The sequence below is a fragment of the Micromonospora sp. CCTCC AA 2012012 genome (genome assembly GCF_040499845.1).
GTDB lineage: Bacteria > Actinomycetota > Actinomycetes > Mycobacteriales > Micromonosporaceae > Micromonospora > Micromonospora mangrovi.
The window spans coordinates 4,361,299-4,386,839 of the sequence record NZ_CP159342.1; the positions used below are offsets into that span (position 1 = coordinate 4,361,299).

The window sequence follows — 25,541 nt, forward strand, 5'->3', positions numbered from 1 at the left end:
TCAACGCGTGCTGCTGCCGACGGTAGGTGGACGGGCACCCCCGGGCAAGCACGTCCCAGGACCGTGTCCCGGCGGTGGCGTCGGCCGGTCAGGGGAGGGTGAGCGGTGGCTCCGAGGGCAGCGGCGGGTGCAGCTCGGCGCGACGGCGACGGAACAGGACCGCCGCGACGATCCCGCCGAGCAGCCCGAACAGGTGCCCCTGCCAGGAGATCCGCTCGTCGGTCGGGAGGATGCCGAGCAGCTGCCACCCGTAGAGCAGGCCGACCAGCAGGACCACCGCGAAGTTCCACCAGCTCCGCTCGACGATGCCGCGGGTGAGCAGGATGCCGAGATAGCCGAAGATGACCCCGCTGGCACCCACCACGACCGAGTTCGGCGAGCCGGTGAACCAGACCCCGAGCCCGCTGACCAGGATGATCACCAGGGTCGACCAGAGGAACCGGCGGGTGCCGGCGGCGAGCACGAAGGTGCCGAGCAGGATCAGCGGCACGCTGTTGCTGTAGAGGTGGTTGAAGTTGGCGTGCAGGAACGGCGAGAAGAAGACGCCGTCCAGCCCCTGGATGCGGTGCGGGATGATCCCGGCGGCGACGTCCAGATTGGCGTGCAGCCCGACGTCGAGCGCCTCGATGAGGAAGAGCACCGGCACCACCGCGCACATGGCGACGAAGGCCCGGCCGAGCGAGGCGTAGAACGCCTCGGTGCCGAACCGGTGGGGATCGCCGCCCGCGGGGCCTCGCCAGCTCACGCACCAAGAGCTACCAGCAATCGCCCCGGACCGCCACCGGAGGGGCCCGCCACGCCGGAACACGACGACGGCGGGGTGTGCGAGTCACCGCACGCCCCGCCGTCGTCGACGTCGGATCAGTACCAGCCGCTGCTCTCCGAGTGCGCCCAGGCGCCGCACGGGTCGTCGTACCGGCCCTCGATGTAGCCGAGGCCCCACTTGATCTGGGTGGCCGGGTTGGTCTTCCAGTCGTCGGCGACCGAGCCCATCTTGCTGCCGGGGAGCGCCTGCGGAATCCCGTACGCGCCGGAGCCGGCGTTGTACGCCTTGTGGTTCCAGCCGCTCTCCCGGGTCCAGAGCTTGTCCAGGCACGGGAACTGGTCGATGCCGAAGCCCTCCTGGAGCATCAACGCGCAGCCGATCGCCCGGTTGCCGCTGTACTCCGAGCAGGAGGCCGGGATCGGGCCGGCGTACGGCTTGGCGGTCGCCTCGGCCTTGGCCTTCGCCTCCGCCGCGGTCCGCTCCTTCTTCCGCGACGCCGCCGCGGCCTCGGCCTCCCGGGCCCGCTCGGCCGCCTCCTGCGCCGCCGCGGCGGCCCGCAGCCGGGCCTGGTACTCGGCGGCCCGCTGCTTGGCGGAGGCGATCCGGTGGTCGGCCTGCCGGTCGCGCTGGTACGCGTACTCCGCCTGGTCGACCTCGAGGCCGACCTGCGCGGTCAGGCCCTGTTGCTGGGTCTGTCGGTCTTCGCCCAGATAGAAGCCACCGGCGACGCCCACGGAGAGCAGTGCGACAGCAGCCGTACGGGCGCCGAACCGGCTCCACAGCCGACTCACGAAGTGGTCCCTTCGTCGGGGGCAATGACACGGCGACGGCCGGCCCTCGATGGCCTGCTGCCCCGCCGTGAGCGCCCCGACCTCGCGGGTCGCAGCCGACGCCTCCGATGTCCGTCGGGCTCCGTCACGGGCGTGACGAATGATGCTCGACGATCTTTCCGGGGCGTGGGCGCTCGTTGGACACCATCGCGCACAGTGAGACGGTTGGGAAACCAAGGAGGACAAATGTGATCTGCGCCACTTTCAGAAGGTGCAGAAAATGGCGCAGATCGGACGGCCGACACGGCTCAGAGCGGAACATCCTCCAACAGATCCGTGACCATCGCGGCGATCGGAGAACGCTCCGAACGGCTGAGGGTGACGTGCGCGAAGAGCGGATGCCCCTTCAGCGCCTCGATGACCGCGGTCACCCCGTCGTGCCGTCCCACCCGCAGGTTGTCCCGCTGGGCGACGTCGTGGGTGAGCACCACCCGCGACCCCTGGCCGATCCGGGACAGCACGGTCAGCAGCACGCCGCGCTCCAGGGACTGGGCCTCGTCGACGATCACGAAGGCGTCGTGCAGGCTCCGGCCACGGATGTGGGTCAGCGGCAGCACCTCGAGGATCCCCCGCGAGGTGACCTCCTCCAGCACGTTCTCGTGCACCACCGCGCCGAGCGTGTCGAAGACCGCCTGGGCCCAGGGCGACATCTTCTCCGACTCCGAGCCGGGCAGGTAGCCCAGCTCCTGGCCGCCGACGGCGTAGAGCGGACGGAACACGATCACCTTCTTGTGCCGGCGCCGCTCCATCACCGCCTCCAACCCCGCGCAGAGCGCGAGGGCGGACTTGCCGGTGCCGGCCCGGCCACCGAGCGAGACGATGCCGATCGACTCGTCCAGCAGCAGGTCGAGGGCCACCCGCTGCTCCGCCGAGCGGCCGTGCACGCCGAACGCCTCCCGGTCGCCACGGACCAGCCGGACGGTCTTGTCGGGCAGCACCCGGCCGAGCGCCGAGCCCCGGCCGGAGTGCAGCACCAGCCCGGTGTGGCAGGGCAGCCCGGCCGCCTCGTCCAGGTCGAGCGTCTCGCCCGCATAGAGCTGCCCGATCTGCTCCTCGGTCAGCTCCAGCTCCGCCATGCCCGTCCAGGTCGGGTCGCTGGCCTGGCCGTGCCGGTACTCGTCGGCCCGCAGCCCCACCGAGGCGGCCTTCACCCGCAGCGGCATGTCCTTGCTGACCAGGGTGACGTCACGCCCCTCGGCGGCCAGGTTGAGCGCCACCGAGAGGATCCGGGCGTCGTTCGACTCGTTCCGGAAGCCGGGCGGCAGCACCCCGTCGTCGGTGTGGTTGAGCTCGACCCGGAGCGTCCCGCCCTGGTCGTTCGCGGGCACCGGCCGGTCGAGCCGGCCGTGCGCGACGCGCAACTCGTCCAGCATGCGCAGCGACTGCCGGGCGAACCAGCCCAGCTCGGGGTGGTGGCGCTTCCCCTCCAGCTCGGAGATCACCACCAGCGGCAGCACCACCTCGTGCTCGGCGAAGCGGTGGAACGCCGCAGGATCGGAGAGAAGGACCGAGGTGTCCAGGACGAAGGCCTGGCCGGCTGGTCGGGGCTCCTCTGCGCCGGCCGGCGGCGCGGCCGGCGCACGGCGGCTCCGGGTGGCCCGGCGGGTCGTGGCAGTCGCGGCCGGGGTCTGGTCGGCACCGGCGGGGGTACGGCGAGTCGTCACAGGCCTGCTCCGCGGATGGGCACCCGGCCACCCGTGTTCCGCCTCGTCCGGTGCCCGGTGGACACGGGGTCGGATGCGGGCCCCGTGCGCGAGGTCGCAGGTCCGGGCTGGCCGGCTGGCCCGGGAGAACCCCGTGCCATGACTAGACGCTAGCCGCGCGGACGCGCCTCGGCTAGTGGTCGCCGCCGGATCCCCTCCCATCGGGGGCGGGCCGGCACGCGGCGGAACCGGCCGGGATGCATGCCCCCTGCGCGCATCCCGGCCGGCGGGGCCAGGTCACCGGTCTGACCTGGCCCGACGGTGCGTGTCCGCCGCGGACGACGCACCGTGTCGAGGCGGATCTCAGCCCTGCCGGCGGAGCAGCATCCCGGTGGAATGCGGCCCGGTGGCCGTACCGGCCGCGGCGAAGGAGGATCCGGTGTAGGTGGTGCCCTGTCGGGTGGCGACCGTGCCGAACGAAGCGCCCGCGCCACCGCTGGCCAGCACGCCGGCGGTGGCCCGACCGACGAGCGGCACGGCCCCCGACGTCGTCGCCCCGCTGACCGGCGTGGCGGCCGGAGGGACGGAGACCGGGCGGCTCAGGGCGGAGGCGATGGCCGCCTGGGCGTCCCGGCGTCGCCGGTGCCAGGCGCCCCGGTCCCCGTCGAAGTAGCCCTGGCGGTAGCCGAAGCGGTAGCCGATCCGATAGCTGAGCTGGCCGTGCAACCGGCCCGCCGCATAGCTGGTGGAGCCGAGCACGAGGACGAGGACGACGGCGAGGAACGGGCTCATCCGGCGGCTCCCGTCGGCGTACCGGTGCGGGGCCGGGTCATCGCTCCTCCGGCTCGGTCGAGCTGGGGTCGGCGAGCAGCAGCCGTTCCAGGTCGGCGGTGCTGACCTCCTCGACCAGTTCCACGCTGATCCGGCAGCCGTCCAAAATGACCTCGGCCACCGAGGACCGGCGGATCTCGCCGCCGGCGTCGTAGACCCGGACGCTCAGCTCGGGGCAGCCGAGGTGGGTACGCCAGCCGTCCCACTCGTCCCGGTCCCCGACGCTCAGGGACAGGTAGCGGCAGCCCCGGGCGAGATAGAGGCGCCACGGGGCGCTCAGCCCGGCGGCCACCCCCTCCGCGATCAGACCGAAGGCCTGGGCGCGGGTCGCGAGCTCGGTCACGAGACCCCCTCGGCACCCGCGGAGTGACGCATGTGAGCACTAGTCGTCTCATGCACGTGACACACCGTAAGTTGTCTCATGCGCGTGACAGTATCAGCTTTTCGTCCGTACACCGCCGTACCGGCGGTCATCTATTCTGCCCGGGTGACACCCCTCAAGAGCACCACTGAATCGTTGAACACAAATCCGAACCAGCCGTCACGTTCGCGTGACAGCAGCGTGCCGGGCGTCCCCGGCGCGGCCGACTGGTCGTACCGTCACGGGGTGACCGAGACGACCAACGCCCGGAAGATCGCCTTCGCCACCTTCGTCCGCCGGGCCCTCGACGACGCCCGCGCCATGCGGGCCTGGAGCGGCACCGAGGTCTCCCGGCGCACCGGCGTCTCCCGCCAGACCATCAACCGGTGGGTCCGGGGCGACTGGGCCAGCGACCCGGAGGTCGAGCGGGTGGTCGCCTTCTGCGAAGGGCTCGGGCTCAACCCGACCACCGCCTTCGCCGCCCTCGGCTGGGACCGGGCCGCCCCGCAGCCCGCCAACCCGACCCCGCCGCCGATGGACCCCGACGTCGAGGCCCTGCTGCGCCGCCTGGTCGACCCGAACGTGTCGGACGCGGAGAAGTTCCACATCCGGGAGACGATCCGCTACCTCGCCTACCGCCCCACGATGCCGGTTGACGTGGGAAAACGAGACAGACAGGCCGGCTGACCCCAGACCCGGCGGTTTGCTCAGATGGCGAAAGAACGGTCGGCCGGACCCGATCGTTTCCCCACCGGGCGGAAACGAGCACGCTAGCGTCCACTCGTACTGCTTGGGCTCGTCATCGGCGGGGGGACGGGACAAGGCCGAACCCAGCCCTGCGGGACAGAAGGAGGGGTCTGTCCATGACCCTGAAATGGTTGGCAGTCGTGGTCGCGGTGGTCTCGGTGACATCGTGCGTGACCGGCAACGTGGTGGTCGGCGTCATCAACGGCGGTCAGCTTCCCCTGGTCGTCAATCTCTTCACGCTCACCACCGCCGGCACCGCGGTCGTCCTGGCCGTCGTCGCCGAGTTGCACGACCGGCTCAACGACCGGGTCAGCGCGCTCACCGAGTTCCTGGTGGCGCGGCTCAACGAGATCGAGGCGCACACCGGCGACCGGAACACCGGGTTCGTGGAGGGCTACCTGCTCAGCCACGGCCAGGAGGCGGAGGTCGTGCCGTTCGGACGGCGCGGACGGGGAGCCGCCGAACGCTGACCTTCCCGCTTGCCGAACGTCACATCACGGCCACGAATGAGCGCCCCCGCGCGGGGTACGCTGTCGCGCGTGCCGCCGTTGAATCTGGGCAACCAGCAGCCGAAGACCCCGTTGGACGCCGCACACGCGTGGCGCCGGACCGCCGAGCGGGCGGGCGACACCGTGCTCTTCTTCGACTTCGACGGGACACTGGCGCCGGTCGACGACGACCCGACCGCGGTCCAGCCCGCGCCGAAGGTGCTCGCCGCCCTGACCGCGCTCGCCCCGGTCGTACGCCGGATCGCCATCGTCTCCGCGCGCCCGGTGGAGTTCCTCCGCGACCACCTCGGTGGCCTCGCCGGTGTCGACCTCTACGGGCTCTACGGCCTGGAGCACAGTCACTCCGGCGGCGAGACGGTCACCGAGCCGGCCGCCCTGCCGTGGGTGCCGACCATGGCCGAGCTGGCCGACCAGGCCCGGGCCGAGCTGCCGCCGGGCGCCCTGGTCGAGTTCAAGCGGCTCTCCGTCGCCCTGCACTGGCGCACCGCGCCCCAGCTCGGCGAGATCGTGCAGGAGTGGGGCCGGGTCCGGGCCGAGCAGCTCGGGCTGCGCTGCCAGGCCGGCCGGATGGTGCTGGAGCTGAAGCCCCCGGTCGACCGGGACAAGGGCCTGGTCATCGGCGAGATCGTCCGGGACGCCGGGGGTGCCTGGTATTTCGGCGACGACGTCTCCGACATCAAGGCCTTCGCCGCGCTGCGCGCCCGCGCCGCCGCCGATCCGGACTTCGTCGGCGTCTGCGTGGCGGTGGCGAACCCGGAGACGGGTCACGAGGTGGCCGACGCCGCCGACCTCACCCTCGACTCCCCCGCCGCCCTCGGCGACTTCCTCACCGAGGCCCTCCCCCACCTCACCTGAGGTGGGGCCGGGTCAGCTGCCGAAGCGGCGCTGGCGAGTGGCGTAGGAGCGCAGGGCGCGGAGGAAGTCGACGCGGCGGAAGTCCGGCCAGTTGAGTTCGCAGAAATAGAACTCGGAGTGCGCGCTCTGCCAGAGCATGAAGCCGGACAGCCGCTGCTCGCCGCTGGTCCGGATGATCAGATCCGGGTCCGGCAGGCCCTTGGTGTAGAGGTGCTCGGAGATGTGGTCGACGTCGATCGAGTTGGCCAGCTCCTCGACGGTGCCGCCGTTCGCCGCGTGCTCCAGCAGCAGTGAGCGGACGGCGTCGGCGATCTCGCGCCGGCCGCCGTACCCGACCGCGATGTTGACCTGGGCGCCGCCGCTGCGGTCGCGGGTGCGCTCCTCGGCGGCCTTGAGCGCGGCGGCGTGCTGCGCGGGCAACACGTCCAGCGCGCCCACCATCCGCAGCCGCCAGGGGTTGCCCTCCTCGGCCAGCTCGGTGGTGAGGTCCTCGATGATCTGGAGCAGCGGGTCCAGCTCGGCCGCCGGCCGGGACAGGTTGTCGGTGGAGAGCAGCCAGAGCGTCACGTGGCCCACGCCGGCGGCGTCGCACCAGCGCAGCAGCTCCTTGATCCGCTCGGCGCCCATCCGGTGGCCGTCGTTCGGGTCGACGAAGCCCATCTCCCGGGCCCACCTGCGGTTGCCGTCGCACATCACACCGACGTGCCGGGGCACCGGCTTACCCGCGAGCCTGGCCGTCAGCCGGCGCTCGTAGACGGAGTAGAGGAGGTTCCGCAGAGTCATCACCTTGCAGGGTAGCGACCCGGATGGAAGATCAGTGCCGCGGTGGGTGATCCCCGGCCGGGAGACCGATGCCGATCATGGCAAGGGTACGCGCGTCGAGCCGTCCGTCGCCCAACCCCAGCTCCACGACCGTCCGGTAGACCCGGTCGTCCCGCCGGGCAGCCCGGACGGCCGCGTCGACCACCCGTCGGTGCCGGGCCAGCCAGGCGGCGACCGAGCTGTGCCGCAGGTGCGTGCCGAGCCGTCGGCGCAGCGCGTCGGCGTACCGGTGGGCGGCCCGCTCGGGGGACGTCGCCGCCGCCGCGCCCGCGAGGGCCCCGGAGCGCAGCGCGTAGAAGATCCCCTCCCCGGTGAACGGGTTGATCAACGAGAGCGCGTCGCCGGCCAGCAGCACCCGGTCCCGCCCCGGCGCCGGCCGGTGGGTGGAGAGCGGCAGGTGGTGGGCGCGCAGCCCGGTCACCGTGGCGGGGTCGGTGACCGGCAGCAGCGCGGCGAGCCGGTCCAGCAGGTGCGCCCGGGTCAGCGGCTCACCGCGCAGCACCTCCCCGTACCCGACGTTCGCCCGACCGTCGCCGATCGGGAAGGACCAGGCGTACGCCGGCCAGCGGGCCGCCGAGGTGACGATGAGCTGCTCCGGCGGGCCGGGCAGGGCGGGCGCGTAGCCCCGGATGGCCAGCGCCAGGTGGCGGTCCGGGTTCACCGGGTGGCCGAGCGCCCGGCGGAGCACCGAACCGGCCCCGTCCGCCCCGACCACCGCCCGCCCGGACAGCTTCCCGTCCAGCACCACCCGGTCGGCGCGCAGCTCCACCCGGCGTACGGTGTGCCGGCGCAGCTCCGCCCCGGCCGCGACCGCCGCCGCCACGAGCCGGGCGTCGAACACCTCCCGGGGCACCGTGTACGCGGGCCGGGGCAGCGCCCGGGCCACCGCCCCGCCGCCGGGGGCGACCAGCCGCAGGGCGGGCAGCGGCGCGTACCCGTCGACCGCCCCGGTGACCCCCAGTTCGGCGAGGACGTCCAACGCGTGCGCGGCGATCCCGTCCCCGCACGCCTTGTCCCGGGGGAAGTCGGACCGGTCCAGCAGCAGCACCCGCGCCCCCGCCCGGGTGGCGCCCAACGCGGCAGCCGCCCCCGCGGGCCCCGCCCCCACCACCACCACATCGAACTCGTCCCCCACCCCGCCTCCTCCTCTACCTCTCCGCACCCCCATCCTCATCGCCCCCGCCCACCACAGGAAGCGCCCACGCCACACCCACCGCGACCGGCCCAAGGACGCGCCGCCACAGGGCCCCCAGCCGCCCAACCCGCGCCCGCTCCACCGTGCTGGCCGTCAGCGTCCAGCCCGGTTGCCCGGCACCTCTACATCCCTTTCCGCGATATGCCTCAGAGGCATGAATATGACTCTCAGGCATATCGCGACAAGGGCACCAGTCTCCGGGCCCCACCCGCCCCCACCCGCTCCGCCCCGACCCCGGTCCGACCCCGGTCCGACCTGACCAGGTCGATCAAGAAGTTTGCGTCAGAGACTCGGGCCAGGGTGACCGAAACCTCTTGATCAACCAGCCGAGCGCGGGCCGAGGTGAGCGCGGGCCGTTGAGCGGGCGCGGGGTGTGGAGCGGGCGCGGGGCCGTGGAGCGGGCGCGGGGCCGTGGAGCGGGCGCGGGGCGGGGCGGCGCGGGGGGCGGGTAGGCAGGTGGCCGGGCGGAAGGGGGCAGGAGCAAGAGGGGTCAGGTGGGGTCGGGGCGGGTGGCGCGGTGGAGGGCGTAGAGGGCGAGGAGGGCGGCGGTGAGGAGGGGGCCGCCGTCGCGGATCAGGCCGTCGAGGCCGAGGAGCCACCAGCAGAGCGGGAGGTCGACGGCGAGCACGCCGAGGGTGATCATCACCAGCAGTCGGCGGGCCCAGGGGCGGCCACGCATCAGAAAGGCGGTGCAGAAGAGGACCAGGTAGCTGACCGCGATGCCGGCGACGAACCAGAAGAGCACTGCCGGCACCGCGCTGAGCTGCCCGTCCAGGATGGAACCGCCGGCGATCAGGGCGGGCACCAGCATCAGCGGGCTGTAGGTGAACGCGGCGACCCGGCTGGTCAGCAGCCAGCCGGTGACCGGCGGACGCTTCGGCGCGACCTCCCGCCAGGAGATCGTTCCGCCCTCGACGACCAGTGACTTGCGGTGCCGGACCAGATGCCCGCCGACCGCCTCGGAGCGGTAGAGCAGCGTGACCACGGCGACGCAGAGCGCGGTGAGCAGCCCGAACCCGAGCAGGCCGGGCAGCGCCGGCACCCCTTCCCGGGGCACGACCAGCCGACCGACCGCGAAGACGGTGGTCACCGCGAGGATCAGCCCGAACGGCTTCGCCACGGTACGACCGCGGTTCACGTGCCCGATCAGCACCAGGAAGCCCAGCGACCGGAGCATCGCCCAGCCGGTGCGTACGGCGAGACCGAACTCCTGCTCCGGGGCGTACCAGTAGTTGAGCAGCTCGACCACGACGGTGGCCGCCGCCGTGACGGCGAGCAGCGTGGTCAGGGCCCGGACGGCGGACGGCCGCCGGACCTCGGTGGTCTCGGCGGCCGTCCTCATGGCATGCGATGTTGCCCGGTACGGGCGACGCTCACACCTACCGCTGCGGCTGCTCCGCGTCGAGCCGGGCGCGCAGCGCGTCCAGCTCGGCCCAGAGGACGCCGGGGAGCTTGTCCCCGAACTTCTCGAACCACTCGGTGACCAGCGGGAGCTCCTTGCGCCACTCCTCCGGGTCGACCTTGAGCGCGATCCGCACGTCCTCCGGGGTCATGTCCAGGCCCTCGACGTCCAGCGCGTCCTGGGCGGGGACCATGCCGATCGGGGTCTCCACCGCGTCGGCGGTGCCCTCGATCCGCTCGATGACCCACTTCAGCACCCGCGAGTTCTCGCCGAAGCCCGGCCAGAGGAAGCTGCCCTCGGCGTCCTTGCGGAACCAGTTCACGTAGTAGATCTTGGGCAGCTTGGCCGCGTCGCCGTCGGCGCCCTTGCCCATCTCGATCCAGTGCCGGAAGTAGTCACCGGCGTTGTAGCCGATGAACGGCAGCATGGCCATCGGGTCGCGGCGGACCACGCCGACGGCGCCGGAGGCGGCGGCGGTGGTCTCCGAGGAGAGGGTCGCGCCCATGTAGACGCCGTGCACCCAGTCCCGGGCCTCGGTGACCAGCGGGATGGTGTCCCGACGACGACCGCCGAAGAGGATGGCGTCGATCGGCACGCCGTTCGGGTCGTAGTAGTCCTCGGCGAGGATCGGGCACTGGGTGATCGGGGTGCAGAACCGGCTGTTCGCGTGCGAGGAGAGCTGGTCGCTCTCCGGCGTCCAGTCGTTGCCCTTCCAGTCGATCAGGTGCGCCGGCGGCTCACCCATGCCCTCCCACCAGATGTCGCCGTCGTCGGTGAGCGCGACGTTGGTGAAGATGGAGTTGCCGCGGTCGAGCGTCCGCATGGCGTTGGCGTTGGTCTTCCAGTCGGTGCCCGGCGCGACGCCGAAGAGGCCGTACTCCGGGTTGACCGCGTAGAGGCGACCGTCCTGGCCGAAGCGCATCCAGGCGATGTCGTCGCCGATGGTCTCGACCTTCCAGCCCGGGATGGTCGGCTCCAGCATGGCGAGGTTGGTCTTGCCGCAGGCCGACGGGAAGGCGCCGGCGACGTGGTAGACCTTGCCCTCCGGCGAGGTGATCTTGAGGATCAGCATGTGCTCGGCGAGCCAGCCCTCGTCGCGCCCCATCACGCTGGCGATCCGCAGCGAGTAGCACTTCTTGCCGAGCAGCGAGTTGCCGCCGTAGCCGGAGCCGTACGACCAGATCTCCCGGCTCTCCGGGAAGTGCGAGATGTACTTCGTCTCGTTGCACGGCCACGCCACGTCCTGCTGGCCGGGCGCCAGCGGGGCGCCGATGGAGTGCAGCGCGTGCACGAAGTCCGCGTCGTCGCCCATGGCCTCCAGGACCTTGGCGCCCATCCGCGTCATGATCCGCATCGAGGCGACCACGTACGGGCTGTCGGTGATCTCGACGCCGAACATGGGGCTCTCGGCCTCGACCGGGCCCATGCAGAACGGGATGACGTACATGGTGCGTCCGCGCATCGAACCGCGGTACAGCTCCGTCATCGTCCGCTTCATCTCGGCCGGCGCCATCCAGTTGTTGGTGGGGCCGGCGTCCGCCTCGTCGACGGAGCAGATGAAGGTGCGCTCCTCGACCCGGGCGACGTCCGTCGGGTCGGTCCGCGCGTAGAAGGAGTTCGGCTTCTTCTCGGGATTCAGCCGGATCAGGGTGCCGTTGTCGACTAGCTCGTCGGTGAGGCGGCGCCACTCCTCATCGGACCCGTCCACCCAGACCACCCGCTCGGGGGTGGTCAGTTCGGCGACCTCACGGACCCAGGCGAGCAGCTTGGGGTGGGACGTCGGGGCCTGATCGATACCCCGAACAGTAGCCGGAGCAACCATGTCACATCTCCTTGTGGTCGACGCTGACCGATCTATGGGATGCACGAGTTCTGGCGAGCGAGGCGTCGCCTTCGTGGAAACCTGGGATTGGGCTCAGCGTAAACCGGGCTGCCTCGCGAGTCAGTGGGACTGGTTGTGAAGAACTGCACAAGGTACGGCCACGCTGCGGCATCGCGAGCTAATACCCGCTTTCGCGCGCAGTTTCACGCAAATCCTGCGGTGAACCTTCGCCGGCCACCGCCCCGACGGGCCACCCCGCAGTACGCGATGAGTGGAAGTACGCGCCGGGACCGGGCGAGACGATTCGGCGATCCGATCCGCAATTCCGCCGTATCCGGTTACGCTGCGTTCATCGGGCGCACCGGGCCCGCCGTGGCGCGCCGTCACGGCCCGGCGACCCTGCGGCACCCGGGCGTCGACCCGGCGTCGGCGGGTCGTCGTTGCTACCCGTCGCGCGCGCGGATACCCGGTAGGCTCGGCGGGTGGCCGCGACGATGACCGGTGACCCACCGGGCACTCCACAGACCCGGCCGGGTCTGGTCCGCTCCCTGGTGGAGCGTTTCGGCCATCTGGTGCGGGAACTCAGCAAGTTCGCCACGGTGGGCGGGCTCGCCTTCCTCGTCGACTTCGCGCTCTTCAACTACCTCGCCAGCGGGCGGGGCATGCCGCCGGTCGCCGCGAAGACCATCTCCACGGTGATCGCCGCGACCCTGGCGTTCCTGGGCAACCGGTTCTGGACCTGGCGGCACCGCCAGCGCTCCCACCCCGCCCGTGAGTACGCACTGTTCTTCTTCTTCAACGGCGTCGGCCTCGGCATCGCGGTGGGCTGCCTCGCAGTCAGCCGCTACGGGCTGGGGGCCGTCTGGCCGTCGGTCTTCCAGACGCCGCTGGCCGACAACATCGCCAGTTTCATCGTCGGCACCGGCCTGGGGACGCTGTTCCGATTCTGGTCGTACCGACGGTTCGTCTTCGTGGAAGCGGGAACTCCCGCCGTTCCGGCACCGGGCCACGACCCCGGGTCCGGGGCGTGACCCACCGCCCACCCCGTCCAGCCGGGCCGAGCCGGCCCTGCCCACTGCCCTAAGGTGTTCCGCATGCGTCTTGTCCGTCTGCTACCCGAGCGCTGGCAGAAGTTCATCCACGAGGCGCTCAAATTCGGCATCGTCGGGGGCATCAACACCGCGATCAATTACGCGGTGTTCAATGCGCTGGCACTGACGGTTTTCGAGGACGGTCAGCTCAAGGCGACCGTGATCGCGACCATTGTGGCCACGATCACGTCGTATCTGATGAATCGGCACTGGACGTACCGGGATCGCCCGAAATCCGCCATGCGGCGAGAGTACGTCCTTTTCTTTGTCTTCAACGCCACCGGTCTGGTCATCGAACTCGGTGTCCTCGCCGCGGCGAAGTACGGCCTCGGCGTCAACAGCCTGCTCGCGCTGAACGTGGCGAAGACCGGCGGCGTGCTGCTGGCGACGATGTTCCGCTTCTGGTCCTACCGGACCTTCGTCTTCCAGCCGGTGCCCCAGCACGCGGCCGAGACGTGGCACACCATCCCGCGCGACGAGTGGGACACCATGGCCGAGATGGACCCGGTCGCCGAACTGGCCGAGTCCGTCAGCGAGCTGGAGGAGACCGAGCCGCGCCCCGGCGACCAGCCCGAACGCGGCAGGGCCGAGGCGTCGTACGGCACCCCGGCCCAGGCCCGGCCCGCTGCGGCGGACGCCGCGCTCGGCCGTACCCTCGATGCCGATCTGGACGCGGAGCTGGCCGCCGAGTTCCACGCCGGCACCCGGCGCTCCCCGCGCCGCTGACCCACCGCGTTCCGGTGGGGCAGCGGCGGACGGGTCAGGCCGACGGGTCGCGCAGCGGCTTGCCGTCCTGCATGTCCGCCATGATCTCGCGCATCTCGCCGTCACCGAGGCTGTGCTTGTCGTGCTGCGCCTCGACCAGCTCGTAGAGCGTGGTCTGCACCCGGTCGACCCGGGGCACGTCGCGCAGCACCGACTGGCCGCGCTCGCCCGCCGACTCGATGGTCAGGGTGCCGCAGCCGAGCAGCCGCTCCAGGAACTTCTGGTGCATCGAGTGGTCGTTGATCCGGGTCAGCGGCAGGTCCCGCCGGTTACGGGAGAAGATGCCCTCCTGGAGCAGCACCCGCTCGTTGGTGAAGAGGTAGTGCGTGGTGCGCCAGACCAGGAACGGCCGCAGACCCAGCCAGACCACCAGCACCAGACCGACCACGGCGATCGCGTAGAGCGCGATCGTGCCGCCGTCGCCCTCGGGCAGCAGGACCCAACCGGCCACCACCGCCGCGACGGTGAGCACCAGCGCCAGGATCGGCGCGATCAGGGCCTTCCAGTGCGGGTGCAGGTGCAGCACGACGTGCTCGTCCTCGGTGAGCACGTCTTCGGGAAACGCCACAGGAACCTCCTCGCAGAACGGACGCGCTGACCGTAACCGGTCTGCGCTCCCCCGGGGATCGGCCGCGCGGCGGGAAACCCGGTCGCGTTCAGCGCAGGTGCAGGACGTCGCCGGCGGCCAGCGAGAGGCGGCCGGTGGGGGTGTCGACCTGGAGCTGGCCGTCGGGGTCCACGCCGGTGGCGGTGCCCCGGACGTCCCGACCGTCGGGCAGCAGCACCCGGACCTGGCGGCCGACGGTGCCGCAGCCGGCCAGGTAGGCGTCGCGCAGGCCGCTGGCCACCGCGTCGCCGCCGGCCGCGCGCCAGCGGTCGTACCAGTCGGCGAGGGAGCGGAGCAGGGCGCGCAGCAGCGGATCCCGGTCGGTCGCCACCGCGCCGGCCAGTTGCAGCGAGGTGGCCGGCAGGCCGGTCGGATTCTCCGGCAGCTCGTCGGCGCGGAGCGTGACGTTGAGACCGATGCCGACCACGATCGCCGGCGGCTGGCCGGGGTGCTCGCCGGGCACCGCCTCGGCGAGCACCCCGGCGACCTTCGCGCCGTCGATCAGCAGGTCGTTGGGCCACTTGAGGGCGGCGTCCAGCTCGGCCAGCCGGGCCACCGCCTCGACCAGCGCCACCCCGGCCAGCAGCGGCAGCCAGCCGTACCCGGCCGGCGGGACCGGCGACCAGTCGCGCTCCGGGACGGCCTCGCCGGGGCGCAGCAGCACGCTCGCCGCGATGCCGGCGCGCGGCGGCGACTGCCAGACCCGGCCGCGCCGGCCCCGGCCGGCGGTCTGCCGCTCGGCGACCACGACGAGCCCTTCCGGCTCGCCGTCCCGGGCGGCGGCGACCACGTCCGCGTTGGTGGAGCCGGTCTCCGCGCGCAGCTCCAACCGGCGCCACGGGCCGTGCGGGGCGAGCAACGCACGCCGCAGCCGGACCGCCGACAGCGGCGGTCGATCCAGATCGGTGTACGGCGAGCCGGGCATCCCGCCAGCCTACGGCCCCGGCCACCGGCGCGACCGCACCCCGGCGCACCGTACTGAGGCGCACTGCACAGCGGCACCCGCCTGAACCATCGTTATATTCCCTGGGTGACTACCGAGACCGGGATCAACATCCACAGCACCGCGGGCAAGCTGGCGGACCTGGACCGTCGGGTCGACGAGGCGGTGCACGCCGGGTCGGCGCGCGCGGTCGAGAAGCAGCACGCGCGGGGCAAGAAGACCGCGCGGGAACGCATCGAGATGCTGCTCGACGAGGGTTCCTTCGTCGAGCTGGACGAACTGGCCCGGCACCGGTCGACGGCCTTCGGGCTGGAGCGCAACCGCCCGTACGGCGACGGCGTGGTGACCGGCTACGGCACCGTGGACGGTCGGCAGGTCTGCGTCTTCGCGCAGGACTTCACGGTCTTCGGCGGCTCCCTCGGCGAGGTCTTCGGCGAGAAGATCGTCAAGGTGATGGACCTGGCCATGAAGATCGGCTGCCCGGTGATCGGCATCAACGACTCCGGTGGCGCCCGGATCCAGGAGGGCGTCGCCTCGCTGGGCCTCTACGGCGAGATCTTCTTCCGCAACGTCCGGGCCAGCGGTGTCATCCCGCAGATCTCGCTGATCATGGGTCCGTGCGCGGGCGGGGCGGTCTACTCCCCGGCGGTCACCGACTTCACCGTGATGGTCGACCAGACCTCGCACATGTTCATCACCGGCCCCGACGTGATCAAGACGGTCACCGGTGAGGACGTCGGGATGGAGGAGCTGGGCGGCGCGCGCACCCACAACGCGCGCAGCGGCAACGCGCACTACCTCGGCAGCGACGAGGAGGACGCCGTCGAGTACGTCAAGGCGCTGCTGTCGTACCTGCCGTCGAACAACCTGGACGAGCCGGTCGTCTACTCCGCTGATGTGGATCTTGAGATCAGCGACGAGGACCGGGAGCTGGACACGCTGATCCCGGACTCGGCGAACCAGCCGTACGACATCCACCGGGTCATCGAGCACGTCGTCGACGACGGCGAGTTCCTGGAGGTCCAGCCCCTCTATGCGCAGAACATCGTGATCGGCTTCGGCCGGGTCGAGGGCCGCCCGGTCGGCGTGGTGGCCAACCAGCCGATGCACTTCGCCGGCACGCTGGACATCGCCGCCTCGGAGAAGGCCGCCCGCTTCGTGCGTACCTGCGACGCGTTCAACATCCCGGTGCTGACCTTCGTGGACGTCCCCGGCTTCCTCCCCGGCACCGGGCAGGAGTGGGACGGCATCATCCGCCGTGGCGCGAAGCTCATCTACGCGTACGCCGAGGCGACCGTCCCGAAGGTCACCGTGATCACCCGCAAGGCCTACGGCGGCGCGTACGACGTGATGGGCTCCAAGCACCTCGGCGCGGACCTCAACTTCGCCTGGCCGACCGCGCAGATCGCGGTGATGGGCGCGCAGGGCGCGGTGAACATCCTCTACCGCTCGGAGCTGGCGAACGCCGACGACCCGGCCGCCGTCCGGGCCGAGAAGATCGCCGAGTACGAGGACACCCTCGCCAACCCGTACATCGCGGCGGAGCGGGGCTACGTCGACTCGGTGATCCCGCCGCACGAGACGCGTACCCAGGTCGTGCGGGCGCTGCGGGTGCTGCGCACCAAGCGCGAGACCCTGCCCCCGAAGAAGCACGGCAACATCCCGCTGTAGCGGGTTGTCGCCGAGGGCCCCCGCCGGACGTCCGGCGGGGGCCCTCGGCGGGTCAGCAGCCGGGGTTGGCGGCCGGGCAGAGGCTGGCGGCGGCCCGTCGGCCGATCGCCTCCAGGTCGGGATAGCCGAGCCCCGGGCCGGTGCCGTCGACCCGGTCGGCGATCATCCCCGGCCCCGGCACGAGCACGGTCACCAGGTCGCCGACCCGGATCACCAGCGTCACGTCGACGGACGCGGCCGGGCCGGCCGGCCCGTCGCCGGCCAGGTCGGCTGGCTCGCCCACCGCGTGCCGCAGCAGCACCGACTGGTCACCGGCGAAGTCGGTCATCGCCGTCTCCCAGCGGTCCACCAGCTGTCCGGACCCGGCGCGGCCGGTCAGCGAGCGGGCCGCGGTGGTCCGCCACTCCGGGCAGGCCTGCACCATCCGGTCGATGTCCCCGAAGAGCCCGAGACCCCACGGCGGGTCGACCCGGTAGACGTCCTGGCTGAGCGCCGGGACACCGCCCGGCGATCGCAGCACCGTGCGGGAACGGGAGTAGCGGGAGACCGTCGGCTTCAGGTAGATCTGCCGCTCGCGGGCGCAGGTCTCCAGCCGGGCGTCGACGCGTACCGGCTCACCGAGGCCGCTGTCGCCGAGGCGTCCGGCTGTCTTGACGGGCAGGTCGCCCGCTTCCAGCAGCGCCGAGTCGGGGATCTCGGCCCGACCCGACGGCGTCGGCGTCGGCGTGGCCGGAGCGGCCACGGTGCCCGTCGGGCCGCCGGCCGCGACCGGGCCGACCGGACCACCGGCGCGGTCGGCCGCGACCGCGGTGGCGGCCGACGCGACGAGCAGCACGGCGACCGCCGCCACCAGCGTCGTGCGTCGGGTACGCCGGCGGGCCCGGGCCCGCAGCTCGGCCGGCTCCGCCCAGCGGACGCTCCGCAGCTCCTGCTGCACCAGTCCGACGAAGGTGAGGTCGTCGTCACGCATCGGTGGCCTCCTCCAGGTCCACGACGGTGAGCAGCCCGGCGAGCGCGGTCCGCCCCCGGGACAGTCGTGCCTTGACGGTGCCGACCGGGGCCGCGGTCTCCCGGGCCACCTCGGCGACCGGCATGCCGACCAGGTAGTGGAGCGCGAGGGCGATCCGCTGCTCCTCCGGCAGTTGACGCAGCGCCGCCACCACCTCGACGGTGTCGGTGCCCGGGCCCGGGATGCTCTCCTGCGCCCCGTGCCGCAGATAGGCCCGGGCCCGGCTGCGCAGGCTGCGCCAGCGGCTCACCGCGATCCGGCTGGCCACCACCCGCACCCATGCCTCCGGGTCGTCGTAGTCGCGCACCGTCGACCAGCGTTGCCACGCCCGGATGTACGCCTCCTGCACCGCGTCCTGGGCCTCGGCCCGGTTGCCGGTCAGGACGTAGACGAAGCCGAGCAGCCGTTGTCGGCTCCCCCGGTAGAACTCGTCGAACCCGTCGACGTCCGGCACCTGCTACCTCCCCCGTGGCGGTCGCAGGGGACACGCCTGGCGTGGCGCCGCCGGTTGCCGGTTCAGCCGATCATTTTCTCCAGCTCCGCGACCGGGAAGCCGCCCGCCGGGATCCGCTCCCGCACCGCCCGCCGGACGGCGCCCTGCACCGCGGCGTTCACCGGCGTCGGTACGCCGTGCAGCCGGCCGAGCAGCACGATCTCCCCGTTGAGGTGGTCGGCCTCGGCGGAGCCGGCGCCCCGGGCCAGGCTCTGCCAGGTGGAGCCGCCGGCCCGCTCCTCACCGTCGACCGGTCGGTGCCGCACCCGGTCGCCGCGTGCGGCCGCCTCCTCCTCGGGCGAGGTGTGGGCGATTCCGGCGGCGGCGAGCGCCGCGACACCCTCGGCCCGGACCCGCTCGGCGAGGCCGTCGGGGATGTCCCGCCCGAGCAGCGCCTGGAGGCCGTTGCCGAGGTTGCTCAGCAGCTTGCCGTACTTCCATCGCAGCACGTCGTCGTGGACCGGCGCGACGAACCCGGCCGAGGTCAGGTCGGCGGCGACCGCCCGGGCGGTGTCGTCCGATCCGGACGGGTAGCGGCCGAGGTGCAGCATCCCCGAGTGCGGGTGGCCGTTGGCGACCACCACGCCGGGCTCCAGGTGGGTGGCGGGCAGCCAGACGCAGACCGGGTGCACCCGGGCGAAGAACCGCAGCGCCGTCCGCTCGTTGGCCACCCCGTTCTGCGCGGTGAACAGCGGCAGCCGCTCGCCGGCCGTGCCGCCGCCCGCCACCGGGGCGTCCACCCAGGCGGCCAGCGCGGCGGCGGTGTCCTGGGACTTGACGGTGAGTACCAGCGCGGTGTCGGCCGCCAGCGGCCGGTCGTCGGGCCCGGCCGTGGCGGGCAGCCGGAGGGTCGCCGTTCCGTCGGGCGTACGCAGGGTCAGTCCCCGGTCCCGCAGGGCATTCAGGTGTGCGCCCCGGGCGACCAGGGTCACCTCGTGGCCGGCCTGCGCGAGCCGTCCGCCGATGGTGCCGCCGACCGCGCCCGCGCCGATGATGACGTATCGCATCCTGCCGATTCTCCTCCCGCACCGCTGCCTGTCCACGGTCCGGTGGCCCGAGCGGGTGGCGTCAGAGCGTGAGGCCGGCGTCGGTGAGGAGCTGGCCGGCGAGCAGCAGCCCGCCGACGCCCAGTGCGGCGAGGCTGACCAGGGCGAAGACGGTCACCCAGAACAGCGCCGGGAACGGGGTGAGCCGGGCGAGCTGGTCCGCGTCGGACTCCGGCATCCGACCCCGGCTGCGCTGCCGTTGCAGCTCCACCACCGGGCGTACGCCGCCGAGGAGCAGGAACCAGACCGAGGTCCAGGCGAACGCGGCCTGCACCTGCGGCGACGCGTACCAGGAGACGGCCAGCACGACGCCGCCGGTGACCAGCAGCGACAGCACCCCGAACACGTTGCGGATCATGACCAGCATGGCCAGCAGCAGCGCCACGGCCACCCAGAGCAGCAGGGTGATCCGGTTGCCGGCGAGCAGCCAGGCACCGGCGAGGCCGACCAGCGACGGGGCGACGTACCCGGCCAGCAGGGTGAGGATCATCCCCGGTCCGGTGGGACGGCCGGCGGAGAGCGTGAGCCCGGAGGTGTCCGAGTGCAGCCGGATACCGCGCAGTTTCCGGCCGGTCAGCAGGGCCGTCAGGGCGTGCCCGCCCTCGTGCGCGATGGTGACGGCGTTCCGGGCGATCCGCCACGGTGTCCGGATCGCCACGACCAGCAACGCCACGACAGCGGTGAGCAGCACCAGCAGCGGCGGCGGGTCGGGCTGCGCGCTGAGCAGCGTGTCCCAGATGGTGGTGAGGCCGTCGATCAGGGGCATGGGCGGGGAGCCTACCGCCACCACCTGTGTCGTGCCGTCGGTGCCGACTCGTATCGGGTGAGACCCAGCAGGTGACGGCGGCAGCGGGAGGTGAGGGCCGATGAGTGCCGAGCCACTGGAATCACACGTCGGCCTCTGGACCGAGGCCGGCCGTACCGGTCGGACGGGGCGCACTACGTCGAGGATCGGGTGGCGAAGGCCGGCGAGACGTTGACGATCATCGAGCCGTTCCGCTGGGTGCTCGACCCCACTACGCTCCGCTGACCAACACCGATCAGCCAGCACGCCGTCGACCGACGTCTATGAAGAATTCTTTAGTTTCCCTTGCGCTGGTGGGCATTTACCTCCAAAGATTGTCGTCAATCGATTGGCGTCCCTGGAGGCATCAATGACCCGTACCCGATTCTCGCTGCGCCGGCTGCTGGCCGCCGGCCTCACCGTCGCCGCCACCGCCGCGGCGGCCCTGGTCGCCACCGCCGGACCGGCGGCCGCGGCCACCACGCCCGGCATCGACGTCTCGCGCTACCAGGGCACCATCAACTGGACCAGCGTGCACAACGCCGGCATCCAGTTCGCCTTCATCAAGGCCACCGAGGGCACCAGCTACAAGGACTCGAACTTCAACACGAACTACACCAACTCGTACTACGCGGGCGTCATCCGCGGGGCGTACCACTTCGCCCGGCCGAACCTCTCCGGCGGCGCGACGCAGGCCGACTACCTGGCCAGCAACGGCGGCGCCTGGTCGGCCGACAGCCGTACGCTCCCCGCCGCGCTGGACATCGAGGCCAACCCCTACAGCGGTGGCTACTGCTACGGCAAGACCACCTCGGGCATGCGCACCTGGATCAGCGACTTCCTGAGCCGCTACAAGTCCCGCACCGGCCGGTACGCGGTCATCTACACCACCACCAGCTGGTGGAACCAGTGCACGGGCAGCTGGACGGCGCCGTGGGCCAACCACCCGCTCTGGCTGGCCCGCTGGTCGAGCACCCCGGGCAGCCTGCCGGCCGGCGCGCCGGTCTGGAGCTTCTGGCAGTACACCTCCAGCGGCAGCGTCTCCGGGATCAGCGGCAACGTGGACCGCAACTACTGGAACGGTGACCGGACCCGCCTGGTGGCGCTGGCCAACAACACCTGATCGTCCGCAGACAGGTCGGCGGCAGCGGGATCGACTGTCACCCCTCGGGGTGCCCAGTTGGTCCGGCTGCCGCCACCGTCGTACGTACCCGGGTCAGGCCCTCCGCCTCGCGGCGACCGGTACGGGCAGCGCGCCCCGCCCGGCCACGGTGGCCCGGCGGCTCAGCCGCCAACCCTCCACCGCCGCGACGGTGAGGGCCACGACACCGATCACCGCGGCCGGCGCGGAGACGCCCGCACTCACCAGCAGCAGGACGATGTCCCCCAGCGCGACCAGCATCCACAGCGCCAGCCGGGGCGTGGTGTCCTTGCGTCGGTAACCCATGTCGCACCTCCTTCCGTCGTCGCGGATCAAGTACCCCGTTCGACGGAAAGCCATGCGAGCAAGTTTCGCAGTGGCGGGATTCCCCGGATCAGTTCACCCGGTCCGGCTTGAAGCCCTTGGTGATGGCCTCCCAGTTGGGCAGGTTGGCGGCCCACTGCGCGTCGGCCACCTCCCACCGCAGCGCGTAGCCCCGGTTGCTGGCGGTGGCCACCCCGCGATTCCGCACGTGTGTCTTGACCCCGTTCGAGGTCTGGTACCAGTCCCAGTCCGCGCAGGTGCGGTAGTAGTCGCAGGGCTTGATCCCGATGAGCTGGTAGTTGTTCACGTAGTCACGGCGGTTGGGCTCCTGCTCCCGCCAGTCCGCGTAGGCGTCCTTCTTCGGGCTGTCGGTCCACTGCATGTAGAGCCGTCGCCCGCCGGCAGGGTCCGTGAAGGTCACCGAGTTCCTGCCGTTGCTGCTGCGCCAGCCGTCCGGCAGCGGGACCTGGAAGCCGTTCGGACCCTTGTAGTAGCGCCAACCGGTGGGCAGCGTGAAGCCAGCGGCCGACGGCGTCGCCGAGGGGCTCGCCGACGGGGTCGGGCTGGCGGCGGCGTTGGTGGGCGGCGGTGCCGCGGGCTGCGAGGTGGGCCCGGCGGCCGACGACTGAGTCGGGGCGGCGGTGGTGGCGCCACCGGCCTGCTGGCCGCCGTCGCCCTTCGAGTCGCCGCCACCCCGGTTCAACAACGGCACGATCACCACGACGCCGAGCAGCAGCAGCGCGACCAGCACGCCGATCAGCACGTTGCGTCGCTTGTGGTCCGGCTTCGTGCCGGGCACCACGACCGCCCGGCCCGTCGACTGCGCCGGGCTGACCGGGGCCGGCATGACCGACGTCGGATTCGTCGGCCGGGCCGGCGGCGGCGCGTCGACCGAGGTGTCGTCGGCGGCGACCGGCGAGCCGTCGAGTCGGGTGTCGTCGAGGGCGGCCTCCGGCACGTCGACCGTGGCCGACGTGGGAAGTCCGAGCTTGGCGGTGGGGCCCGCGTCCGCGCCGGCCGGCACCTTGGCGGTGGCGTCGTCGGCGGCCATGGCACCGGCCGCGGCGGCACCGGCGACAGCGGCGGAGGCACTCACCTCGGGCTGGCGCGGCGCCGGGGCGACGGACTGCTGGTCAGAGCGGTCGTCGGCCGGCCGCGGCGCCGGCACCAGCGGCGGGCGCGGCTCGCGCGGACCGTTCGGCCCCGGCCGGCGTACGCCGTCCAGCAGCGAGATGCTCTTGGCCCGCTTGCCGCCGGCCTTACGCAGCAGGCGTTCCGCCACGTCGGCGGTGATCCGCTCGGCCGGGTCCTTGCGGAGCAGGCCGTTGAGGACCGGCTTGAGCGGCCCGGCGTTCTTCGGCGGCGGCATCGGCTCGGTGGCCAGCGCCGCCAGGGTGGCGATCGCCGACGGCCGGGCGTACGGCGACTTGCCCTCCACCGCCGCGTAGAGGGTCGCGCCGAGCGACCAGAGGTCGGCCTCCGGCCCGGCCGTGCCGTCCTTGGCCCGCTCGGGGGCGATGTACGCCGGGGAGCCCAGCACCATGCCGGTCCGGGTCACGTTCGGGTCGCCGGGAATGGTCGCCAGACCGAAATCGGTCAGCACCACCCGACCGTCGTCGCCGAGCAGCACGTTGCCCGGCTTGACGTCACGGTGCATCACGCCGGCCTTGTGGGCGGCCTTCAGCGCACCCAGCACACCGAGCCCGATCTCCACCGCCTTGGCGGGCGACACCGGCCCGTCCTCGGCGAGGGTGTCCTGCAACGACTTTGACGGGACGTACTCCATGACGATCCACGGGTCGCCGTCGGTACGCAGCACGTCGAAGATGCGGACCACGTTGATGTTGTTCAGCCGGGCGATGGCCCGCGCCTCGCGCAGCGAGCGTTCCCGCATCTCGCGGCGCTCCTCCGGGGTGAGGCTGGGCGGCGGGACGAGCTCCTTGATGGCGACGTCCCGGTGCAGCACCTCGTCGCGCGCCTTCCACACCCGGCCCATGCCGCCCTGGCCGAGCGGCGAAATGAGCCGGTATCGGTCAGCGACGAGTTGGGGAAGCGCGTTCGACATCGGCAAGACGGTACCCGGCGGGCACGACCCTCACACCGTCGGCACGCCACTGTGCGGGAAAGGTCAAGTTCTGGACGCGTACCCTGTCGTCATGTCTGCCGAAGAGCCGCTGTTCCGGGTCGTGCGCGGCGTGCCCACCGCCGAGGAACTGGCCGCCCTGGTGGGCGCCATCATGGTCCGGACCCGACCCGCCGCCGCGCCCGCGCCGACCCCCCGGTCGCACTGGACACGCAGCGCCCGACCCGCCGCCGCGACGCTCGCCGCCGGTCACGGCGCGTGGCGCGCCTCGGGCCTGCCCCGCTGACCCCGTCCCACCGGTACGCCTGATCCTTGGGGCTGCCGGTATCGGCGCGCAGCCATTAACCTCACTCAGGGAAACGGCTCCGTGACGGGTAGGGAGGATCGATGATCCCCGAGGAGGACCGCCCAGCTTCCTGGCTGCGCGACTACGCCGGCATCGAGGCCGACATCCGCCAGATGCGCGAGTTCGCCGACCGGCTCCAGGCCGAGGTCGAACGGAACTACACGCCGCACCTGTCCTACATCGCGGACGACATGAAGGCCCCGGTCCCCAACCCCGCCGACGCGTTCGTGGAGCTGGTCCAGTTCCTCCACGCGCACAACGAGACCCAGCAGGCCACCGTCAACATGGTGTGGGACGTCGCCCGGGCCACCGGCTTCCTGGCCGGCGCGGCCGGGAAGATCGCCAGCAGCCACGCCCACACCGACGCGTTCGTCTCCGCCCGCGTCACCGACGTCGAGAACGCCCTCGCCCAGGCCCACGGCACCTCCCGGCCCCTGCCCGCGCTCCCCGATCCGACAGCACCCGAGGAGGCCCGGGTGATCCTGCCGTGATCAAACGCGACGGCGGCCGCACCTCCGGCCTCACCGACTGGCAGCTCATGGACGTGCTCAGCATGTGGGCCTGCCTCCAGGACCAGGAGACCACCGGCCACTGGAAGCAGGTCGCCGGCTGGCGCAAGGTCTGCGACCTCGCCCAGACCCACCTCGGCCGCCTCCGCGAATACCGTCGCGGGCTCGCCGAGGCGTGGCCCCCGGAGACGAACGCCGCCGCGCGGACGTACATCGCCGAGTTGGACCAGCTCGTCGACAAGGTGCAACGCACCCACGACGCCGCCGCTGCGAACCACGACGCGCTGTCGGCCGCCGCCCGCGCCCTCGGCAGCGCCCGCGCCAGCCTGGAGCCGATCTACCAGGAGTACGCCACCAAGCTCCAGCAGAAGCAGGCGTACGAGGCTACGGTCGCCGATCCGAAGGCGCTGGCGGGCAGCCGGCTGCCGGACAAGCCGGTGACGACGGCGGACCTGGAGCGGCTCAACGTGCAGGCGCGGAGCGTGATGACCGGCCTCAGCGGAGAACTCCAACAAGCCCAAGCAATGCTCCAGAAGCCGCCTCCGGCAGGGAGGCTAGGACCGAGGGTTGATGAAAAGTCGGTCGACCCCTACAAAAACACTGGCGGCTCGGCACCGATTATCCCGCCAGTAGTTGCAGTGCCAATCAGCTCCTCGCCCGCAACACCGAACCGTCCCACAACGGCAGATAAAGCCCGCCTCCCCAGCATCACTGGCCCGAGCGTCGGGCCGGTTCTAGGAAGCGGTCCGGTCCTCGGCGGAGCAGGCACGGGAATAGCTCATCCACCAGCCTCCCCCGGCCTGTCCAGCCCATCCCCCACTCCCGCTTCACCAGGGAATTCGATGGGGCTCACGCCGGGCCTGCCAGTGGCTCCTAGCGCTGGCAGAGGAAGCCCATTGGATGGATTTCGCCGGAGCGGATCGGGTCCGACAGGCCGCTCAATCTC

The 25,541-nt window shown here is 72.2% G+C and carries 26 protein-coding genes; 9 read left to right on the forward strand and 17 right to left on the reverse strand.

The window, feature by feature from the left end; translation table 11 throughout:
- Window positions 1-88: 88 nt before the first annotated feature.
- From ABUL08_RS19160 to ABUL08_RS19180, 5 genes are all read right to left on the reverse strand, one after another.
- The gene (locus ABUL08_RS19160) at window positions 89-745 is read right to left on the reverse strand and encodes a rhomboid family intramembrane serine protease (protein ID WP_350931294.1); all 657 of its coding nucleotides are present in this window, start codon (window positions 743-745) and stop codon (window positions 89-91) included.
- Window positions 746-861: 116 nt separating this feature from the next.
- The gene (locus tag ABUL08_RS19165) at window positions 862-1,557 is read right to left on the reverse strand and encodes an aggregation-promoting factor C-terminal-like domain-containing protein (protein ID WP_350931296.1); all 696 of its coding nucleotides are present in this window, start codon (window positions 1,555-1,557) and stop codon (window positions 862-864) included.
- Window positions 1,558-1,844: 287 nt separating this feature from the next.
- Complete coding sequence (locus ABUL08_RS19170; protein ID WP_350931297.1) at window positions 1,845-3,260, reverse strand: PhoH family protein; 1,416 nt, start codon at window positions 3,258-3,260, stop codon at window positions 1,845-1,847.
- Window positions 3,261-3,602: 342 nt separating this feature from the next.
- Window positions 3,603-4,031, reverse strand: coding sequence for a hypothetical protein (locus ABUL08_RS19175; protein WP_350931298.1), 429 nt, complete (start codon window positions 4,029-4,031; stop codon window positions 3,603-3,605).
- Between the two features lie 37 nt (window positions 4,032-4,068).
- Window positions 4,069-4,413: a hypothetical protein gene (locus ABUL08_RS19180; RefSeq protein WP_350931299.1), complete on the reverse strand. Its 345-nt coding sequence runs from the start codon at window positions 4,411-4,413 to the stop codon at window positions 4,069-4,071.
- A gap of 264 nt (window positions 4,414-4,677) precedes the next feature.
- On the opposite strand from ABUL08_RS19180, the gene ABUL08_RS19185 reads away from it, so the two are divergent.
- The 3 genes from ABUL08_RS19185 (at window position 4,678) to otsB (ending at window position 6,542) form a co-directional block, all read left to right on the forward strand.
- Window positions 4,678-5,118, forward strand: a complete 441-nt coding sequence (locus ABUL08_RS19185; protein ID WP_350931300.1) for a helix-turn-helix domain-containing protein — start codon at window positions 4,678-4,680, stop codon at window positions 5,116-5,118.
- 176 nt (window positions 5,119-5,294) lie between these two features.
- The gene (locus ABUL08_RS19190) at window positions 5,295-5,648 is read left to right on the forward strand and encodes a hypothetical protein (RefSeq protein ID WP_350931301.1); all 354 of its coding nucleotides are present in this window, start codon (window positions 5,295-5,297) and stop codon (window positions 5,646-5,648) included.
- A 69-nt stretch (window positions 5,649-5,717) separates the two neighbouring features.
- On the forward strand, window positions 5,718-6,542 hold the full coding sequence (gene otsB / locus ABUL08_RS19195; RefSeq protein ID WP_350931303.1) for a trehalose-phosphatase: 825 nt from the start codon (window positions 5,718-5,720) through the stop codon (window positions 6,540-6,542).
- Window positions 6,543-6,554: 12 nt separating this feature from the next.
- Here otsB and ABUL08_RS19200 read toward each other — a convergent pair whose 3' ends face one another.
- The 4 genes from ABUL08_RS19200 to ABUL08_RS19215 all read right to left on the reverse strand — a co-directional run bounded on the left by ABUL08_RS19200 (window position 6,555) and on the right by ABUL08_RS19215 (window position 11,783).
- Window positions 6,555-7,325 carry an isoprenyl transferase gene (locus ABUL08_RS19200; RefSeq protein WP_350931304.1) on the reverse strand — a complete coding sequence of 257 codons (771 nt, stop codon included), beginning with the start codon at window positions 7,323-7,325 and terminating at the stop codon, window positions 6,555-6,557.
- 31 nt (window positions 7,326-7,356) lie between these two features.
- Complete coding sequence (locus ABUL08_RS19205; protein WP_350931305.1) at window positions 7,357-8,532, reverse strand: geranylgeranyl reductase family protein; 1,176 nt, start codon at window positions 8,530-8,532, stop codon at window positions 7,357-7,359.
- A gap of 517 nt (window positions 8,533-9,049) precedes the next feature.
- Complete coding sequence (locus ABUL08_RS19210; RefSeq protein ID WP_350931306.1) at window positions 9,050-9,901, reverse strand: hypothetical protein; 852 nt, start codon at window positions 9,899-9,901, stop codon at window positions 9,050-9,052.
- A 37-nt stretch (window positions 9,902-9,938) separates the two neighbouring features.
- The gene (locus ABUL08_RS19215) at window positions 9,939-11,783 is read right to left on the reverse strand and encodes a phosphoenolpyruvate carboxykinase (GTP) (protein ID WP_350931307.1); all 1,845 of its coding nucleotides are present in this window, start codon (window positions 11,781-11,783) and stop codon (window positions 9,939-9,941) included.
- A 494-nt stretch (window positions 11,784-12,277) separates the two neighbouring features.
- On the opposite strand from ABUL08_RS19215, the gene ABUL08_RS19225 reads away from it, so the two are divergent.
- Together ABUL08_RS19225 and ABUL08_RS19230 are read left to right on the forward strand one after the other, a co-directional pair.
- Window positions 12,278-12,814 carry a GtrA family protein gene (locus ABUL08_RS19225; protein WP_350938714.1) on the forward strand — a complete coding sequence of 179 codons (537 nt, stop codon included), beginning with the start codon at window positions 12,278-12,280 and terminating at the stop codon, window positions 12,812-12,814.
- 63 nt (window positions 12,815-12,877) lie between these two features.
- Complete coding sequence (locus ABUL08_RS19230; RefSeq protein ID WP_350938716.1) at window positions 12,878-13,600, forward strand: GtrA family protein; 723 nt, start codon at window positions 12,878-12,880, stop codon at window positions 13,598-13,600.
- Between the two features lie 34 nt (window positions 13,601-13,634).
- Here the strand turns inward: ABUL08_RS19230 and ABUL08_RS19235 are convergent, their stop codons facing one another.
- Together ABUL08_RS19235 and ABUL08_RS19240 are read right to left on the reverse strand one after the other, a co-directional pair.
- Window positions 13,635-14,207 carry a PH domain-containing protein gene (locus tag ABUL08_RS19235; RefSeq protein ID WP_350931308.1) on the reverse strand — a complete coding sequence of 191 codons (573 nt, stop codon included), beginning with the start codon at window positions 14,205-14,207 and terminating at the stop codon, window positions 13,635-13,637.
- Between the two features lie 88 nt (window positions 14,208-14,295).
- A complete protein-coding gene (locus ABUL08_RS19240) occupies window positions 14,296-15,171 on the reverse strand; it encodes a biotin--[acetyl-CoA-carboxylase] ligase (RefSeq protein ID WP_350931309.1) in 876 nt (291 codons plus the stop codon).
- A gap of 105 nt (window positions 15,172-15,276) precedes the next feature.
- Here ABUL08_RS19240 and ABUL08_RS19245 point away from each other — a divergent pair, with 105 nt between their 5' ends.
- On the forward strand, window positions 15,277-16,860 hold the full coding sequence (locus ABUL08_RS19245) for an acyl-CoA carboxylase subunit beta (protein ID WP_350931310.1): 1,584 nt from the start codon (window positions 15,277-15,279) through the stop codon (window positions 16,858-16,860).
- Window positions 16,861-16,912: 52 nt separating this feature from the next.
- On the opposite strand, the gene ABUL08_RS19250 is transcribed toward ABUL08_RS19245, so the two are convergent.
- From ABUL08_RS19250 to ABUL08_RS19265, 4 genes are all read right to left on the reverse strand, one after another.
- Entirely contained in the window at window positions 16,913-17,830 is a 918-nt protein-coding gene (locus tag ABUL08_RS19250) for a hypothetical protein (RefSeq protein WP_350931311.1), read from the reverse strand.
- Window positions 17,823-18,323, reverse strand: a complete 501-nt coding sequence (locus ABUL08_RS19255) for a SigE family RNA polymerase sigma factor (protein ID WP_350931312.1) — start codon at window positions 18,321-18,323, stop codon at window positions 17,823-17,825. Before ABUL08_RS19255 ends, ABUL08_RS19250 begins: the two co-directional genes overlap by 8 nt.
- A gap of 62 nt (window positions 18,324-18,385) precedes the next feature.
- Window positions 18,386-19,369 (reverse strand): ketopantoate reductase family protein, encoded by a 984-nt coding sequence (locus ABUL08_RS19260; protein ID WP_350931314.1) that lies wholly within the window; start codon window positions 19,367-19,369, stop codon window positions 18,386-18,388.
- A gap of 61 nt (window positions 19,370-19,430) precedes the next feature.
- Complete coding sequence (locus tag ABUL08_RS19265) at window positions 19,431-20,174, reverse strand: M50 family metallopeptidase (RefSeq protein ID WP_350931315.1); 744 nt, start codon at window positions 20,172-20,174, stop codon at window positions 19,431-19,433.
- 388 nt (window positions 20,175-20,562) lie between these two features.
- Here ABUL08_RS19265 and ABUL08_RS19270 point away from each other — a divergent pair, with 388 nt between their 5' ends.
- Window positions 20,563-21,315 (forward strand): GH25 family lysozyme, encoded by a 753-nt coding sequence (locus tag ABUL08_RS19270; protein ID WP_350931316.1) that lies wholly within the window; start codon window positions 20,563-20,565, stop codon window positions 21,313-21,315.
- Between the two features lie 93 nt (window positions 21,316-21,408).
- Here the strand turns inward: ABUL08_RS19270 and ABUL08_RS19275 are convergent, their stop codons facing one another.
- Both ABUL08_RS19275 and ABUL08_RS19280 read right to left on the reverse strand, forming a co-directional pair.
- Window positions 21,409-21,639 carry a hypothetical protein gene (locus ABUL08_RS19275; RefSeq protein ID WP_350931317.1) on the reverse strand — a complete coding sequence of 77 codons (231 nt, stop codon included), beginning with the start codon at window positions 21,637-21,639 and terminating at the stop codon, window positions 21,409-21,411.
- Between the two features lie 88 nt (window positions 21,640-21,727).
- Window positions 21,728-23,722: a serine/threonine-protein kinase gene (locus ABUL08_RS19280; protein WP_350931318.1), complete on the reverse strand. Its 1,995-nt coding sequence runs from the start codon at window positions 23,720-23,722 to the stop codon at window positions 21,728-21,730.
- A gap of 91 nt (window positions 23,723-23,813) precedes the next feature.
- On the opposite strand from ABUL08_RS19280, the gene ABUL08_RS19285 reads away from it, so the two are divergent.
- A complete protein-coding gene (locus tag ABUL08_RS19285; protein ID WP_350931319.1) occupies window positions 23,814-24,026 on the forward strand; it encodes an acyl-CoA carboxylase subunit epsilon in 213 nt (70 codons plus the stop codon).
- A gap of 101 nt (window positions 24,027-24,127) precedes the next feature.
- Complete coding sequence (locus ABUL08_RS19290) at window positions 24,128-24,577, forward strand: hypothetical protein (protein WP_350931320.1); 450 nt, start codon at window positions 24,128-24,130, stop codon at window positions 24,575-24,577.
- The last annotated feature ends 964 nt before the right edge of the window (window positions 24,578-25,541 follow it).

Bases quoted from the DNA above. Each gene is read 5' to 3' on its own strand.
- ABUL08_RS19175 (WP_350931298.1), bottom strand. From the start codon at position 4,031: ATGAGCCCGTTCCTCGCCGTCGTCCTCGTCCTCGTGCTCGGCTCCACC.
- ABUL08_RS19190 (WP_350931301.1), top strand. From the start codon at position 5,295: ATGACCCTGAAATGGTTGGCAGTCGTGGTCGCGGTGGTCTCGGTGACA.
- ABUL08_RS19200 (WP_350931304.1), bottom strand. From the start codon at position 7,325: ATGACTCTGCGGAACCTCCTCTACTCCGTCTACGAGCGCCGGCTGACG.
- ABUL08_RS19205 (WP_350931305.1), bottom strand. From the start codon at position 8,532: ATGGGGGTGCGGAGAGGTAGAGGAGGAGGCGGGGTGGGGGACGAGTTC.
- ABUL08_RS19210 (WP_350931306.1), bottom strand. From the start codon at position 9,901: ATGAGGACGGCCGCCGAGACCACCGAGGTCCGGCGGCCGTCCGCCGTC.
- ABUL08_RS19215 (WP_350931307.1), bottom strand. From the start codon at position 11,783: ATGGTTGCTCCGGCTACTGTTCGGGGTATCGATCAGGCCCCGACGTCC.
- ABUL08_RS19225 (WP_350938714.1), top strand. From the start codon at position 12,278: ATGACCGGTGACCCACCGGGCACTCCACAGACCCGGCCGGGTCTGGTC.
- ABUL08_RS19230 (WP_350938716.1), top strand. From the start codon at position 12,878: ATGCGTCTTGTCCGTCTGCTACCCGAGCGCTGGCAGAAGTTCATCCAC.
- ABUL08_RS19240 (WP_350931309.1), bottom strand. From the start codon at position 15,171: ATGCCCGGCTCGCCGTACACCGATCTGGATCGACCGCCGCTGTCGGCG.
- ABUL08_RS19250 (WP_350931311.1), bottom strand. From the start codon at position 17,830: ATGCGTGACGACGACCTCACCTTCGTCGGACTGGTGCAGCAGGAGCTG.
- ABUL08_RS19260 (WP_350931314.1), bottom strand. From the start codon at position 19,369: ATGCGATACGTCATCATCGGCGCGGGCGCGGTCGGCGGCACCATCGGC.
- ABUL08_RS19265 (WP_350931315.1), bottom strand. From the start codon at position 20,174: ATGCCCCTGATCGACGGCCTCACCACCATCTGGGACACGCTGCTCAGC.
- ABUL08_RS19270 (WP_350931316.1), top strand. From the start codon at position 20,563: ATGACCCGTACCCGATTCTCGCTGCGCCGGCTGCTGGCCGCCGGCCTC.
- ABUL08_RS19275 (WP_350931317.1), bottom strand. From the start codon at position 21,639: ATGGGTTACCGACGCAAGGACACCACGCCCCGGCTGGCGCTGTGGATG.
- ABUL08_RS19280 (WP_350931318.1), bottom strand. From the start codon at position 23,722: ATGTCGAACGCGCTTCCCCAACTCGTCGCTGACCGATACCGGCTCATT.
- ABUL08_RS19285 (WP_350931319.1), top strand. From the start codon at position 23,814: ATGTCTGCCGAAGAGCCGCTGTTCCGGGTCGTGCGCGGCGTGCCCACC.
- ABUL08_RS19290 (WP_350931320.1), top strand. From the start codon at position 24,128: ATGATCCCCGAGGAGGACCGCCCAGCTTCCTGGCTGCGCGACTACGCC.